General features: G+C 47.9%; 16 protein-coding genes and 3 tRNA genes. 7 read left to right on the forward strand and 12 right to left on the reverse strand.

Going from position 1 to position 15,589, the window contains the following annotated elements; all coding sequences use genetic code 11:
• The first annotated feature begins 45 nt into the window (after positions 1–45).
• The 6 genes from EHN07_RS13150 to EHN07_RS13180 all read left to right on the forward strand — a co-directional run bounded on the left by EHN07_RS13150 (position 46) and on the right by EHN07_RS13180 (position 7,255).
• A complete protein-coding gene (locus EHN07_RS13150) occupies positions 46–1,167 on the forward strand; it encodes a tyrosine-type recombinase/integrase (protein ID WP_064554554.1) in 1,122 nt (373 codons plus the stop codon).
• Positions 1,168–1,302: 135 nt separating this feature from the next.
• The gene (locus EHN07_RS13155; protein ID WP_048206749.1) at positions 1,303–1,491 is read left to right on the forward strand and encodes a helix-turn-helix transcriptional regulator; all 189 of its coding nucleotides are present in this window, start codon (positions 1,303–1,305) and stop codon (positions 1,489–1,491) included.
• A 31-nt stretch (positions 1,492–1,522) separates the two neighbouring features.
• On the forward strand, positions 1,523–2,125 hold the full coding sequence (locus tag EHN07_RS13160) for a hypothetical protein (protein WP_064554555.1): 603 nt from the start codon (positions 1,523–1,525) through the stop codon (positions 2,123–2,125).
• A gap of 61 nt (positions 2,126–2,186) precedes the next feature.
• On the forward strand, positions 2,187–4,787 hold the full coding sequence (locus EHN07_RS13165) for a hypothetical protein (RefSeq protein ID WP_425267187.1): 2,601 nt from the start codon (positions 2,187–2,189) through the stop codon (positions 4,785–4,787).
• Positions 4,788–5,049: 262 nt separating this feature from the next.
• Entirely contained in the window at positions 5,050–6,375 is a 1,326-nt protein-coding gene (locus EHN07_RS13170; RefSeq protein ID WP_244202399.1) for a helix-turn-helix transcriptional regulator, read from the forward strand.
• Positions 6,368–7,255, forward strand: coding sequence for a GTPase family protein (locus EHN07_RS13180; protein ID WP_064554559.1), 888 nt, complete (start codon positions 6,368–6,370; stop codon positions 7,253–7,255). Before EHN07_RS13170 ends, EHN07_RS13180 begins: the two co-directional genes overlap by 8 nt.
• 59 nt (positions 7,256–7,314) lie before the next feature.
• Here EHN07_RS13180 and EHN07_RS13185 read toward each other — a convergent pair whose 3' ends face one another.
• From EHN07_RS13185 to EHN07_RS13220, 7 genes are all read right to left on the reverse strand, one after another.
• Complete coding sequence (locus EHN07_RS13185; protein ID WP_064554561.1) at positions 7,315–7,707, reverse strand: hypothetical protein; 393 nt, start codon at positions 7,705–7,707, stop codon at positions 7,315–7,317.
• Positions 7,708–7,749: 42 nt separating this feature from the next.
• Positions 7,750–8,070: a hypothetical protein gene (locus tag EHN07_RS13190; RefSeq protein ID WP_064554563.1), complete on the reverse strand. Its 321-nt coding sequence runs from the start codon at positions 8,068–8,070 to the stop codon at positions 7,750–7,752.
• A gap of 85 nt (positions 8,071–8,155) precedes the next feature.
• Positions 8,156–8,392, reverse strand: a complete 237-nt coding sequence (locus EHN07_RS20895) for a DeoR family transcriptional regulator (protein WP_080473482.1) — start codon at positions 8,390–8,392, stop codon at positions 8,156–8,158.
• A 295-nt stretch (positions 8,393–8,687) separates the two neighbouring features.
• Positions 8,688–9,122, reverse strand: a complete 435-nt coding sequence (locus EHN07_RS13200) for a DUF2787 family protein (RefSeq protein WP_064554565.1) — start codon at positions 9,120–9,122, stop codon at positions 8,688–8,690.
• A 72-nt stretch (positions 9,123–9,194) separates the two neighbouring features.
• Complete coding sequence (locus EHN07_RS13205) at positions 9,195–9,725, reverse strand: hypothetical protein (protein ID WP_064554567.1); 531 nt, start codon at positions 9,723–9,725, stop codon at positions 9,195–9,197.
• 25 nt (positions 9,726–9,750) lie between these two features.
• Positions 9,751–10,122, reverse strand: coding sequence for a hypothetical protein (locus EHN07_RS13210; protein ID WP_244202400.1), 372 nt, complete (start codon positions 10,120–10,122; stop codon positions 9,751–9,753).
• A gap of 376 nt (positions 10,123–10,498) precedes the next feature.
• On the reverse strand, positions 10,499–11,701 hold the full coding sequence (locus EHN07_RS13220) for a site-specific integrase (RefSeq protein WP_064554571.1): 1,203 nt from the start codon (positions 11,699–11,701) through the stop codon (positions 10,499–10,501).
• 80 nt (positions 11,702–11,781) lie between these two features.
• Here EHN07_RS13220 and EHN07_RS13225 point away from each other — a divergent pair, with 80 nt between their 5' ends.
• On the forward strand, positions 11,782–12,522 hold the full coding sequence (locus EHN07_RS13225; RefSeq protein WP_064554573.1) for a hypothetical protein: 741 nt from the start codon (positions 11,782–11,784) through the stop codon (positions 12,520–12,522).
• Between the two features lie 242 nt (positions 12,523–12,764).
• On the opposite strand, the gene EHN07_RS13235 is transcribed toward EHN07_RS13225, so the two are convergent.
• The 5 genes from EHN07_RS13235 to nac form a co-directional block, all read right to left on the reverse strand.
• Positions 12,765–12,851, reverse strand: a tRNA-Leu gene (locus EHN07_RS13235).
• A 12-nt stretch (positions 12,852–12,863) separates the two neighbouring features.
• Positions 12,864–12,937 (reverse strand) — tRNA-Cys (locus tag EHN07_RS13240).
• Between the two features lie 49 nt (positions 12,938–12,986).
• Positions 12,987–13,062, reverse strand: a tRNA-Gly gene (locus EHN07_RS13245).
• A 197-nt stretch (positions 13,063–13,259) separates the two neighbouring features.
• Positions 13,260–14,204: an HTH-type transcriptional regulator Cbl gene (gene cbl / locus EHN07_RS13250; RefSeq protein WP_124024582.1), complete on the reverse strand. Its 945-nt coding sequence runs from the start codon at positions 14,202–14,204 to the stop codon at positions 13,260–13,262.
• A gap of 105 nt (positions 14,205–14,309) precedes the next feature.
• Positions 14,310–15,227: a nitrogen assimilation transcriptional regulator NAC gene (nac, locus tag EHN07_RS13255; protein WP_124024583.1), complete on the reverse strand. Its 918-nt coding sequence runs from the start codon at positions 15,225–15,227 to the stop codon at positions 14,310–14,312.
• Positions 15,228–15,589: the final 362 nt, after the last annotated feature.

Raw genomic sequence — 15,589 nt, forward strand, 5'->3', positions numbered from 1 at the left:
CTTGACATCGTATTTTTCCTGGCACACATTCACAGGAGAACTACGATGTCCATTATTGATCTGCGTTTCAGCACTAAATCACTTCAGCAACTGCCACATCCGACGACTGGTTGCCAGGAATACCGTGATATTCACTGCCCCCATCTGAGGGCGCTGGTCTATCCCAATCAAATTACGCTCGCGTTTCGGGCGACCATTAACAATCAACGTATTTATGAAACACTTGGGACGTTCCCACATCTCGATATTGAAGATGCCCGCCTGAACACTATGATTCGGCTTGGTAATAAAAAACGCCTTGCCATACAGTCCCGCCGTCATACCGTTGAACAGGCTATCAACGACTTATGGCTTCCTGATATGCAGCTATATAAGAAAAGCCCTCAGTCTGAACTGTCGAAGCTCAATCGCTATATCCGTCCCTTCTGGGGACAGCGTCGCCTGCGTGATATTACTGCCGGTGAAATCGAAAAATTCGCGGCTGACCTGCGTTCAACATTACGTCCGGCAACCATAAATCGCCTCCTTGCACTACTCTCTAAGATATGTTCTCTGGCTGTACGTGCTGAATGGATAAATCATTCTCCGATGACCCACGTTCGTTATCTGAAAGAGAATAACGTCCGGTATCGCACACTTTCTGCCACGGAAATCCCATTATTTATTGCTGCCGCTGAAGCACTGAATACACCCGCTGCTGATGCCATATTGCTCGCACTTTATACCGGTATGCGCATTGGCGAAGTTTGTACCCTTAAATGGGATTACTGGCATCCTGATGCACAGCAGTTACTTCTCCCGGATACGAAATCAGGGCATCCATTCACCTGCCCGCTTGCAAAGCCCGCAGTGTCCATTATTCAGCGACAGGAACAACTGGCACTCAGTATGAGCTGGATTTTTCCTCGCCTTACTGACGCCACTCGTCAATTGAGCTATCCGCGTGAAACCTTTGCCCGAATCTGCCGGGATGCTGGCATTGAAAATCTGCGCATACATGACCTTCGCCGGACGTTTGCAACCCGCGTGCTACAGGCGACCAGCGATATTGCCATGGCCTCCCGGTTACTGAATCACCATTCACTCACTGCCACCCGCCGCTATGCCTTTCATAATACAGCGGATGCTCAGGCGGTAGTATCACAAGTGGTTGATACATTTAAATAAAAAATCTGACGGCATGAGCTGTGAATTTTATGAAGTGCCATCTAACTGCGCAACTCGTAATGTGAGCACGCCACTGCTGGACCCGGCAGTGGCTGCCAGCAGCCTTAACTATTTTTTGCTCAGAGGAGCCCCGTTATGTACATCACCAGTAAACAGCTTGCTCTCCGCTGGGGCATTTCACCCAGCACGATTGCCAGCGATATCACCCGAAATCCGGCGAAACTCCCTCCGTTTATCAGGCTGGGCCGTGCTATTCGATTTCCAGTATCTGAGGTGGAGGCCTGGGAACGGCAGCAACTCACGAACATCCAAATTTCACGTTAAAAATATTACTTCCTGATAAGGCGAAAAAATTATGACAACTTCAACAACACTCAGCACTGATTACCTGGTGAACTCAAGCGATAAGATCATCCCTGTCTCTGATGTCAGTGGCATCGGTATCGTTGAAAACCGCCTGTACTTTATTGGCCGGGCAAGCCGCGCACTGCACATTGAGCATTTTGATTCGGACGAGGCTGTGAAAGCCGCATTTACCGTCTATGCCAGCATTTTCAAAAGCGGCCTGACTGACGAGGCTATTTACGAAGGTAATCGCTGCATTGCCCGACTGAGATTTGTATACGGCATCAGCCTGTTTCAGAACGACGAGCAGGCTATCCTGATGCTGATTAACCGCTATGGCGGCACTCTCGTCAGTGAATCAGCCAAATCTGACACTCTTGATGATGCATTTCAGGAACTGGCTACCGCTCTTGGCGGTCGCGAATTTGAAGCAATGCGCTTCCGTTGGTTACATGCAAATTGCCTTATCTCCTCACGACTCCTGCCGATGGTAGAAAAGACCCCGAATGGCGTGGTTATTAAAGTAAGCGATAAGTTTGTTTCGTTCGTCGCGACCAATGACGATGAACACAAAGAGCAACTTTTTGCGGATATTCGCACAGCCCTTATCTGATTTCCCCTCAATTAGCGGTGTCGATAATGACACCGCACACCTGAATAAGAAAAAAATACTTATGTTTGACATGAATGCACTGCTCGCGAATGCGGCTGGCGTGACGCAATCTGACTCCAGACCGACTAAAACACTTGATAGCTTCCCATTACTACCGCAAAAATCAAAAAAACGATTGGACGTCAGCAGCCAGTTACATCTTGATATCGGCTTTGACACTGAATATGTCTATAACCCACAGACAAAGCAAAACGACATTCTGTCTTATCAGAGCTATGTCGTGCTGCCTGATGGAACGGGTGTTCCCGGTATCCTGTACCCCGCCAGCGCCCACAAAAAAGATCGCCTGTCGCTGAAAAACTTTCTCGCGAAAACCCTGACGCCGCTATTGAAGAATGAGCAGATTAACGAATGGCCGGGTTCGATTACGCTGTATGCTCATTTCCTGCGGGCTGATGTTGCCTCGTTTTCCGATTTCTGGAGCGATCACAAAATACTGCTGAAAGGAATTCGCAGTACAGTTAGCAGTTTTAAAAACCGCTACGGTATTGATTTTGATGAAGTCGAAAATCGTCGTGAAAAAAATAGCCTCATCACGTTTGATAAGCGAACCAGCCCACCCCGTTGCAGCAATGTGACGTTTATCGATACCCTGTTGATCACTCCGGGCGGTATGGGACTGTCAGAATGTGGTGAACTACTTGGCCTGCCGAAACTGACTATTCCAGCGCCCTATTCGATAAGCGATATGCGACACTATTTAAAGGGGGACCGACGCGGTTTCGAGGCCTATGCCTTGCGTGACGCCGAAATAGCAGTGCGTTATGCCTTGCAGGTGAAATCCTTCTGCGCTGAAAGTCTGATGATTACGCGGGTCCCTGCAACTATTGGTGGGATCGGTGTTTCACGTTTTCTCAAAACCATTAACGAAAGTGGCATATCTTCTGAAATTTGCATGGGCACACGAACGGTAACGAAACAGTGCTGGAATCCCGAAACCCAGGGGTTCCGAACGGTGAAGACAAGGCAGAGCATACCAGCTAGAGAACTCTATGAAACCTTCCCCATAAACTGTTATCACGGCGGTCGTAACGAATGCTACATGATGGGTATTACCCCGGAAAGGGAATGGTATGACTACGATTTAGCAGGTGCTTACACTACTGGGCTGTTGGATATTTTGCAGCCTGATTACGATAATATTTTCCATAGCCGCAATCCTGAAGATTATTGCGGTCATGTCATGGGATTTGCGCTTGTCAGTTTTCAATTTCCGGACTCGGTACGGTTTCCCTGCCTGCCTGTCAGAACCGAACAGTTTGGTCTATTTTTCCCGCTAGCAGGTGAATCGTGGGCTACGGCACCTGAAATTGCCCTCGCTTTGTCTCTGGGTGCTGAGATTACAATTCAGCAAGGTATCATCGTTCCATGGCACCTATATGAATCGGGTGATGTTACAAATTCACGTGAACAAGAATGCTCGGTGTTTTTACCTTTTGTGCAGCAGGTACGTGAAAACCGTAACCGTCATGCTAAAGGTTCTCTGGAGGAAAAATTCTGGAAAGAGATCGGAAATTCACTGTATGGAAAACTCGCTCAGGGTCTTCACGCAAAGACTGCATTTGATACCGCCCGTGGGCTGAACAGCCCTCTGCCGCCTTCGTCAGTCACCCAGCCATTTTTTGCTGCACATGTCACGGGATTTGTCCGCGCGGTGGTGGGCGAGTTGATGAATGCACTTCCGCCGAATGCAATAGTGGTCAGTGTGACTACAGATGGTTTTCTGACAGATGTCTCTCTCGAGAATATCGATATGTCTGGTCCGCTATCTTCACGTTTTCAGGCGTTATGCGACATTGCGGATCCGGGCTCGTCTATGCTGACCTGTAAACATCAGGTCCGACAACTGGTCGCCATGAAAACCCGGGGGCAGTTGACCTATAAGGAATCAGAAGGCTTCCCAATCGTCCACGCACGTGCAGGCGTTAAACCCCCTGCTGATATTCCACGCGACGACTATAACCGCTATATGGTAAATCTCTATATGAACAGGGCTCCGGGTCAGAAGCTCCGCAGGGGATCTCTCATTTCAACCCGTGATATGTGGTTGAATGAAAGCGATCTGGTCGCTGTTGAGTCCGAGATCAGGTTAAACCTGGAATTCGACTTCAAACGCCAATTGATAACACCCACGATGAATGAAGGGCATTTGTTAATGCATTCCCGTCCGTGGGATGATATGTCAAAGGCACTTAAGCAACGCCAGCTTTTCGATGACTGGCGGCAGACACATGCTTTGAAAGATGAAGCCGACTGGGATGACTGGTGTGATTTTCTCTATTGCAGAAACGTTTATACCCCTCTGAAACTGAAAGTAGGCCAAAATCGAAGCGATGATGTCCTCGTTCGTCTTTTCCTGCGGGCCCTGGCGCAACATCAATGGGGGCTCACGCCCGACGACAAAAAGCGACAAACCAGCACTGAGGTCGCAGCATGGCTGGTCGCAGCAGGCTACTCTGTAACAGCCTGTGATGTCAAAAATGCAGGTCGGGCCAAGCTCCCACCTATTATCTTTGGTTCCCTGACTTCCAGAATGAATCGCCTGATGGACCTTATAAAGCCTGTATATCCCGGCTTCGCATTGCCCTCGGCAGTGTTGTAAATCCTTCACGCTAGATACCTGTTTGCTAAGCCCACGCTCCCTGTCGTGGGCTTTACTGTTTGGATGTAATGAGGCACCGGTAATAAAGCTGCTTCCCGCAACCACCACAACATGGACAGGTTGAGTCCATAAAAACCATACAGAAAATATATCACTGAATTTTCTGGATTTTATTTTTTAGAAATCCTGCTTCAGCCTGGACTCATCTTGTCCAGCACCCTGTTGAAAATATCCTTCCAGCTTCAATTGATTGGATGCCTGAATGGATAAGCATGACAAACTTGGGTATCGCCTTGGATTGATACTGACTCGCCTTAACAACGGTGAATCGGTCACGGTGAGTGGGCTCGCTGAAGAGTTTAATGTCTGTGATAAGACCATCCGGCGTGACCTTACGCAGCGGCTGGCTTATCTCAACCTTCTTCGCTGTGGTAAGAAATATCACCTTCCCGTTGGCGTACTGGGACAGCGCAGCAATACGGACTTGCGCCGATTTACGCGTATTCTGGGTATTGACGGGTTATTTCCACGCTGGGATGACCGCCTGTTAGGCATATTACTGGGCAATGCCGAAAATAACCCGTTTCTGATCAAACAGCGTCCCTACGAAAATTGTGGGGTTTTTATGTCTACATTGAATACATTGTCAGACGCGATTCGCGGCAGCAAAAAAATAAGCTTTATGTATAAAGCGAAAAGTTACAGCGCCATTGAACCCTATCGTCTCGTCAGTGACAGAGGGATCTGGTATCTCGCTGCCATTGAGGGAGGAGTGCTGAAAAGTTTCGTCATTTCAGCGATGAAACAGGTTCTCCCCAGTAACATGTCATTTGCCATGTCGCCGGAAATTCATCTGCAAATCGAGAATGCGGAAAGTATCTGGTATGGCGCAGAGCTTACTGAAGTACTGATGTCAGTTTCTGCACGTGTAGCCCCGTGGTTCTTGCGCCGCGCGCTGTTGCCGGGTCAGGAAATTATTCACACTTCCGCAAGCGGTGATTTGCTCGTGATTTCACGGGTGGCTCACTTCGACCAAATAATCCCTCTCATTAAATACTGGATGCCCGAGGTCGAAGTTCTAAACCAGCATCGATTCGTAATCAGGTTAAGCAAGACATACGCCTTGCCCTGGAACGATACGAGCAGAATGAAAATACGGAATCAACCGGAGATACCTCTAATGAATAAAGATGAAAAAGCGCTCGAGAATTTTTTCGAAACCATAGCAGCAGATTTACTCAGCGGTCTTCTTGACGCCAACGATAATGAACAGAATGCGCATCTTAAAGCCTGGCTTGACGCGCCATTCAATGTGGTTCCCGAAAACCTTCTCAGGCATGCCGAGATGATTTGCAATCACTTCAGTGTTGGTGAAGACGGTCATTTGTTAATGCACGGTATTGATGATCAACTGGCCGCAATGAACCTTTCCCGCAAGGAACGCTTCAGCCCTATGAAAAAAGGGGTCGTCGGTTACGCGGCCCCCCGTGATCTGGAAAAAGTGAATGCCTTGCTAAAAGTAATTATTTCTTATTACGAGTGTGCGTTAATTAAAGCGAAAATGGAGAATAGTGCTAAAGATGAATAATACAGAAACTAAAAATCGAAATCCCGTGAAGGATGCTCTTGAAATATTACCTGAAAATATCAGGGACAGTATTGCACAACGCATCAATGACATTATCAGTTATGAGCCGGTCATTGGCATTATGGGAAAGACCGGAGCCGGGAAGTCCAGCTTATGTAATGCGATTTTTAAGGGTGATATTTGTGCAGTCAGCGATGTCGCGGCCTGTACCCGTGAAACGCAGGAAATGCGCATCCAGTTTGGCAAACGCTCAGTGCGGTTGATTGATATTCCGGGTGTGGGAGAAAATGCTGAGCGTGACGTTGAATATGAACAACTTTATCGCGACCTGTTACCACAACTGGATCTGGTTCTCTGGGTGATTAAAGGTGATGACCGCGCCTTTTCTGCGGATGAACATTTCTACAAAAATGTGCTTGCCCCTGCTGGCGGTGAGGCTAAAACACTGTTTGTGCTCAATCAGGTCGACAAAATTGAGCCATTCCGTGAATGGGATGTTGTCAACGCCCGGCCTTCTCCATCCCAGATGCAAAATATCCTCGATAAAGAAGCGTATATCACACAGCGATTTGGGTTTACTGACCATCCGGTGATCGCTGTTGCCGCCAGTGAGGGATACAATGTGACCCATTTGGTGGAGGCAATGGTTCGTGCGCTCCCAAAGCACGCTCAAAGCGGCGTCGCTTCTCAGGTGAGAGACGAGCACAAAACCCGTACAGTTACAGAAGAGGCAACGGAAGGATTCGGTGATACCGTTGATCGCGTTCTTGATGATATTATTGATAACACCCTGCCAGCGCCTTTGCGCGTGGTGGTGAAAGCCGCCAAAAAAGCTGTAGTCAGTGGGCTCAAAAAGGCCTGGAACTGGATCTTTGGCTAACACCGCTAAAAAAAGTAACGGGAGCAGCAGCTCCCGAATTGTTTACACCTCAATATTCTTCAGAATTTTACAATCCCTGCTTTAATTGCAAGACGGACACATCTATTAGCCTCCTGCATAATGACGTCCTGCGGATATTTTTTCATTTCCCTATACCCATCGGATTTAGCCATGCTGCCTTCCATTCCGGCATTATCCAGAATGGCCTTCCAGGCATCCCGAACTTTCTTTGAATCTTTTTCACCTACGCCACCGGAGAGCGTACCAAATAGCTCTTTGGCATTGCTGTTAAGATTTTTGTATTCTGCCGCGTTTGGATCCAGTAACATCGCCATTTGGGTTGACTGGCGGGTTGCTTCATAACAACGTCCTGCCCTATCAAGCGAAACAGAAGCAGCAATTGAGGTGACAGGCATGATGGCCACAATACATGCAGCAATTATCTTTTTCATATCATTATTACCCACTTGGATGAGAAGGTTGATCTGTTCTGACTACTGTCTGTTTGATGGTTTTCGGTAAAATGTCACACACTTATCTGCAAACGCTGCCTGCTGGTATGCCCGAGGCAGTTCATTATCCAGGGCGATGGTGTTTTCATTAATCGATTCTTCGTCAACGCCATAACGTTGTAGTTCTCTCTCCAAATATTTGTAAATTTCAGCAGTGACCTTTTTATCTGACTCCATGAGTTGCCTGTTTATACTGTCCATCGCAAGGTAACAGGCTACACGGTTATTTACCTGAACAAGCCCGGCATGCGCCTGTGACAAAAAACCCGTGAATAACAGAGCTGCTATTATCATTCTTTTCATCTTACATCCTTCATTAAGGTGATTTTTTTGGTTCATTGCAGAGCCTAATGCAATGCGAGGACAGGTTATGTCCATGTAGAGAAAATTATTTGAATATTCCTTGCCTGACTCGCTCTCTTATCAGAGGAGCCAACCGCACTTTCCCGGGGGAAATAACTTCCGTTACTGTTTCCACCCTCAATAAGTCCCGTCGCCCTGTCCGACGGGAAACAGAAAACTGCTGGCAAATATCATTAACCGACAGAGAATTACCGGTATAGAGCTGGAGCAATATCCACCCCAGTCTTTCAGCGATCTTCTCGCCTCGTGACTGACGCATCATGGGTACCTGTATGGTTTCGTTTTAACAATCCATCGGACAATTCATCACCTAACATGCTGTAATTTCGATATTCTTTATGCGGTGTAAAACTGCCGTTGGGGTAATAGAGTAATCGTTATCACCCTGTCACTGAGGAATGCGCCATTTGGGCCTAAACCACGAGGGATCTGAGATCCCCCGTGTCTGAACATGTTTATGCGAACAGCCTGGAAAAAACGGCATCATCCTCATGCTGTGATGTGCTGCTCATGAAGTGGATTACAAAGATACCTGCTTTCTTCCTGTTCATAACGGGTCAACAACTTTCCTCTGTTACCGTTACCCGGTAAATATCCATAGAGAGATATTCCATAAAATTACTCTCCCACAATGACCAGAGATCATTCTTCTCTGCTGCAAGTGAAATATCTCCAGCGAGATAATGAAAGACATAATGACCCGACCAGCAAAAGTCTATTTCCTTTTCCAGTTCCGGGTAGACTCTCCCCATGAAACTAAAGTCTGTGACATAATCGAAATACCATTCGTCATCCTTGTGGATGAACCTCATTTCAACAGGATGAAAGCCACCGGATTCTACGCTGTAATCCGGATCACGGAAATTAATGACCACCGCCCTTACCTTCGTTTTCAGCGCGTGCTCTGACAGAAGAGTCGCAATGTGCTGCTGAAATTGTTTTGTTACAGGCAGCGTTAATCCTGCCTGTTTTAAGACATCCTGGGTTTGCATAATGGATTTTCCTGTAAAAGGTGAGTAGAGATGTGTTGCAGTTTCTGGTTGTATAGCAGCTCTGGTAAAGAATTAATCCTCCGTAATCGTTTCCTGAATATCGATTGCACTGAGTTTATTCAGACGATCCCGCCAGTCAGGATATAAAACATGCGTAAATAACTTATCCGGATGTTCCTCCAGCAAACATATATCCGGGGAACGTAAAACTGCAGCCAGAAAACCTGCGTTATTGGCACTTGCCCCTTTGAAGAGCGATTTGAATACTCCAGAAGTGAAACCCGTTGCAGGTTGATTTTCCAGTACACTTTCAATCTTCGTAATTGGTACCCAGTCTTTTGAGAATAACCCTCCGCTGCCATTTGCAATCAGTCGGAGATAAAGCTCATTATCTGCTTCAGATTTTGCCAGTTGCCATGTCAGCATGCCACTGGCTTTAGGGCTGATTTTTTCCGCCTGACCTGATTCAATGAGCAGCTTATAACTCTCTTCAGGTAATATTTGCTCATCTTCAGTGATACCTTTTTCAATATCACTTAAATCATTATTTAACTCCAGCGCCTCGTGTTCATTATCATTTTTTCCTGACTTTGATTTTCTCATTTTCATCTCCTGATTTTAATCTGATTTACAGACGGGATTCCGGCATAGACATTAATTTATCAATCCCACCCAGAGGACAATTGGGATGAAACAACAGATAAATACCATTTCCATTATCTTCTGTAATTGATAGCATCAAGTAATATTCATCTGTCAGATGGACCACGAACTCAGGGTTTGCAATTAAATGATGAATTACATCCAGTACGTGCCGTTTAATATCTTCGGGAACATCACCGGGTTCAATGTACATTAATGTTACACCCACCTCTCCCCAAAAATTCATTGCGGAAAGTTCATCATCAAATGGAAGTATCAGTTCTTTTCTCAAGACAGTCATAACTGAATCGGGAAGAAGGAGCGACGGCAGGTCTTGCCAGTTCGAGATAAATTTCATTGAATAATCCTCATAAACAAAAAACCCGATACGTTTTAAGTATCGGGGTTACATAGACAGGGTAAAGAATCTGGAATTGCCTTCAGTGGTCATCTATATTCTTTCATAATATCTACAATCCTTGCAGATAAGCACTGGAGCATTATTCCTTTCACGCTGTTCAAGGAATCCAAAGAGACGCTGTATCGCCCTGATGATTTCTTTAAGCAATTCTGGTAATTGATCCGGGCTAATATAACCGGATGTTGATGTCAGAAACCGGTCATCGCGAGCCACCTTTGCTATATTTCCGGCAGTTTCTGTGACTGTATTCCGACTACCGCACTTAGGGCACTTTAACGGCATAATCATTCTCCACGTTTAAGAGACGCAAAAATCACTGTTCTTTACTGGTAGCTACAGGGGTTAAAAGAAGGTCGGTAACACCCTGCCCGGTCTGACGCATTCGCTCTGGTGTCAGTTTTGCGTAGCGCTCCGTACTCTGAATACTGGCATGCGCCAGCTGGGCTTTAACGTCATACAGGCTGTACTGTCCACTGGAGACAAGTAATGATGCGACAGAATGGCGCGTGGTGTGGAAACAGACTTCACTTTTATCTATCCCGCATTCTGCCAGTATTTTTTCATAGGCCCACCGGGGTTCTGATATCGGTTTTCCATTATCTTTTACGGCAAACAGATAGGGGTTGCTGCCAGCCCGTGGGATCGAATCAATAATGGATAATGCAACATCACTGAGATACACAGTTCTGCTGCGACCATTCTTAGTATAAGGAATGAATAACGACCTGTTATCCCGATCAATATGTTTGTGCATGACGTTCAGCATTTCTGATTTGCGTGTACCGGTTAACAGCAGCATGGCTATCAGTCCCCCGGCTGCCTTATTGGGGTATCGTGCCGCAGCGTCGAGGATCCTTCTGATCTCATCGGCATCAAAAAAGCGCGTCCGCTGATTATTCTCCTTCAGCAAAGGGATCTTATCGGCTTCATTCTTCTCCAGGACATCCTGTCGTAGCGCATAACGCCCCATAGTTTTCAGAATAGCCAGTGCCCTGTTACAGGTAGACGGTGCATACTGCTGGCTATGAATACGACCCTCAAGCATGTCGAAAAGCACCTGCTGGATTTCCCGGGCCCGAAGGTCGCAGTAACGTATCTTTCCCAGACGAGGTTCAATGTATTGCGTGAAACGCTGAACATCCTTATCCCAGGACTTTTTATGCCGCTTGATGAACGGAACATAGGTCTGGTGAAAAAACTCACTAAGCGTTGGCATCGCACGATAATTATCGCGCTCTGCCTTAGGGTCATTTCCCAGTGCAATCGCCTCCTTATGACGGCGAGCTATCTGGCGAGCTGTCCCCACATCAATTTCAGGGAATCTGCCAATACTGATACTTTTTTTGGTACCGTGGAATGTGTAGCGCAGGAGGAAACGTTTGTTGCCCGTTCGACCTGAGAGGCATTTGAGGCCAATGACCTCGGTATCAGATACCTCAAGCTCTGTAGATCGGGTATCTGTGTTTGCCGGAAGGGCTTTGATGGATGAATTGGTGAATCGGAAGGATTTTTGCATATTTATCCTCATGTATCTGATTTATATCATGAAAATAATATATATCTGAAGGTGTTTTTATTACGGGGCAGGATTGAATAATGGAAAGGCTATTAGACGCGTACAAACGGATATTACAGGAAGTTGACGCCCTGTCATTTAACCTGAATGAAGATAAATACTCAGGCGTCTTTTTACCTGTGCCGTTTGAAGAATACTGGCATTCACCGGTAAAAATCATGCTGGTTGGACGTGAAACCGCTGGCTGGAATACGCTGAATGGTAAGAATACGATGTCACGGGTGCTGGGACATATACCTGACGTCACTATCGGGCAAGTGGTTGAAGAGGCTGTAGCTCGTTACAGGAATCATCTTCCGGTACAAAATGATGGCACCACCAACCTCAAATCACGTAGCCGCTTCACACAATATCATTTCAGGCTGGCCCGGGAGCTTAACATTCCTCCCCTGGCAATCGTATATGCCAATCTACTGGCGTGGGATTACGACGGACTGACCCCTCTCAATCGCCCTCAAAATGAAGTGCAGGAAGTCATATTAGCCTCACTGAAACTGCTGGCGGTACAAATTAAACACCTTGATCCTAATTTCATCATCTTTGCATCTGGAGCCCGGAGAACAGACTACATCATAAAACAGGTGCTTACTGAGCTAGGCGGCTATGAGACTTCTTCAGTCATTCCGGGGAAGCTATGGGAGTTCAAAACAGGTAATGCAATCTGTTTCAGAATTGCCCATCCAAGGGCTATGCGCGGACACCAGAAGTACAGAGATGAGGTGATAGCACGAATTAAGCAACTTTATACTCAGGGTGGCTAGAGCATTACAACTTGCTCAGCAGGCCTCCCTTTCCCGGAAGAGTACCGGAAAACAGGCAAAGCGGCCTGGTTCTCTATGCTGGAGGCGACACGTTCGATTCGGCATTGCCAGGCTGGAGATTGCAGTTCATTGCACCCCGTGAGCACAGGATATGCACAGGGCGTGAATTTCAGGCACAAAAAAACCACCCGAAGGTGGTTTCACGACACTGCTTATTGCTTTGATTATTCTGATGTTTCCCATGGTACCCGGAGTGGGACTTGAACCCACACAGCGCGAACGCCGAGGGATTTTAAATCCCTTGTGTCTACCGATTTCACCACCCGGGCTCGGGAAGAAAGTGGAGGCGCGTTCCGGAGTCGAACCGGACTAGACGGATTTGCAATCCGCTACATAACCGCTTTGCTAACGCGCCAAAACTTTTTACCTTTGCAGGCTGTAACAGAACTTCTGCTACCTAAATCTGGAGCGGGAAACGAGACTCGAACTCGCGACCCCGACCTTGGCAAGGTCGTGCTCTACCAACTGAGCTATTCCCGCAAAATCTTGATTTCTTTATCTTCTGGCAAGCTGTGCTGCCGTTCGATGCGTTGCATTCTACTTACCTGACGCAATGAGTCAATGAAATTTTCCGTCGCCGCGTGTCGTTTGCTGAATTTTGCACCGTACCGATCACACTTCAAGCAAACAACCTCATAGAACGGTGAAATATTGGCTTATTACGCAGAAAACAGGCATCAGATTTGATAATCCAGCACCGTTTCCGCAGGCTCAAGCGCCAGCCTTTTAATCTCTGCAACCGAAAGTGCTGGATTGCATAACTCGATAAAGCGCCAGACGTAGTTTCTCTGGAGCTGGCCACGCTTTAATCCAAGCCACACGGTATTGGCAGCAAACAGGTGACGAGTATCGAGCCTGACCAGCCCCTCTTGCTCACCACTGGCCTGAAACGCCACCAGCCCGATACCCAACCCCAGCTCGACATAAGTTTTCACCACGTCAGAATCCTGAGCGCTCAGCACGATATCGGGAGTCAGCCCACGACGTGAAAACGCTTCGTCGATTCGCGCTCGTCCGGTAATGCCCTGACGATAGGTAATCAGCGGCCAGCGGCTGATATCGTCAAGCGTAAGCGGGGTCGCATCAATCAATGCATGTCCGCGCGGCACCAGCAACGTGTGATACCAGTTAAACCACGGATAAGCGACGACTAAAGGATCGGCGCTCAGGCGTTCACTGGCAATGCCAATGTCTGCCGTACCGTTATGCAGCAGCGTTTCTATCTCCTGCGGCGTGCCCTGAATTAATTCCAGACGCACTTCAGGGAATAAGGAGCGGAAGGATTTGATGACCGACGGCAAGCTGTAGCGCGCCTGAGTATGGGTAGTGGCAATGGTAAGTACCCCACAGGCATCGTTGGTAAACACATCCGCAAGGCGCCGGACGTTGCTGGCTTCATTGAGAATGCGTTCAGCCATCACCAGCAAGGCTTTACCCGGCTCCGTCATACCTAACAGGCGTTTACCGCGGCGGATAAAGATCTCGATACCCAGCTCTTCTTCCAGTTCACGAATATGGCGGCTGACGCCCGATTGCGAAGTGAAAAGCCTATTGGCCACTTCGGTCAGGTTATAGTCCTGCCGGGCCGCCTCGCGGATGATTTTAAGCTGCTGGAAGTTCACTCTGCCCCCGGGGCCCGATCGTTCTTTACACTATTGTTAAAGTGGTCACCCCGGGATAACAAATAATAAAAACCAGCAGCTTATTCGATTTAGCAATAAACCAGCTCACCCCACCAGCAGCAACTCTCGATTTTCCTGTAGGGGACGCACGATTAGCGACATCAGAATGTCCTTCACTGCCTGAGCCTGTGGACTTAGCCCGGCGCGTGCTGACAAATTAACCGCAAGCGACAGATTTAGCGCTGGATTAGTGATGCGTGCCATCCAGCCGTTTGCCGAACTCACCAGCGACTGCGCCGCAGACTCTGGCAACACGGTTACCCCCATACCGCTGGCAATCACAGCGGTTAGCGTCGGGATAGCATCAATCTCTTCAATAAATTTCGCGGTTAACCGGCGCAGGGAAAAGGCTTCATCGACGCGCTTACGCACGGCGCTATAGTTACGAGGCAGGAATAGTTTCATTTCGGCCACCGCGCAGAGATCGACTGCCTGACCAGGACAGCCGCGGGTGCCGACCAGAAATAACTCCTCTTTGAGTAACGGCTGGCTAACGATGCCCACCGTTGGCGAACGGTCATACAGCACCGCCATGTCAAGCTTGCCGCTTAACAGTTGATCATTCAGGTCAGCGCTACTGTTCTCATGCAGATAGACCAGCACATCGGGTAATTGCGCCCGTACGGCCTGTAATAAAGGCAGGGTGATAGAAGAAGCCGCCGTACCGGGTGCCAGGCCAATCGAAACCTGGCCACCTAAAGTCTGGCCCACATTGCCAACGGCTAATTGCGCCTGCTCGCACTGGCGTAAAATAGTACGCGCGTGGGTATAGAGAATTTTTCCAGCTTCCGTTGGCGTAACGCCGCGCTTAGTGCGAATTAACAGCTGCTGATCCATTTCACCTTCAAGAGTCGCAACTTGCTGGCTCAGCGCCGGCTGCGCGATATGCAGCACTTCTGCAGCCTGAGTCAGGCTACCGATATCGACGATGGTGACGAAATACTTGAGTCGTCTTAAATTCATTTTGCCTCCTACACGCAATGCCAACGCCAGTCCCGGCAGGCCTCTCTTTTAACCATAGCAATATGCCTGCCACTTTTGAGAAGCCTTCGCTCAGGAGAGCTAACAAACTGGATAATAAGCAAAAGTGATTTGAGAAAGCGGATAATAAGATGGAAACAGGGGTTCTCTTATGCTCCATTAGAGGTACAGGTGCACCATCACGGTGCACCCGAAGGCAAACGGCAGGCTTGCCCACTACAGCCGGAGTTTCATGCCCGCAGCGTTAGTCCAGCCGGTGGTTGCAGAGGCAACTTTCCCGCACGGGAACAATGCAGGAAGTTGCCGCCAGCAGGAACACCTGAAAACAAGCAGTGCGCCTTAAA

It is taken from the genome of Buttiauxella warmboldiae (assembly GCF_003818135.1).
GTDB classification, from domain to species: Bacteria; Pseudomonadota; Gammaproteobacteria; order Enterobacterales; family Enterobacteriaceae; genus Buttiauxella; species Buttiauxella warmboldiae.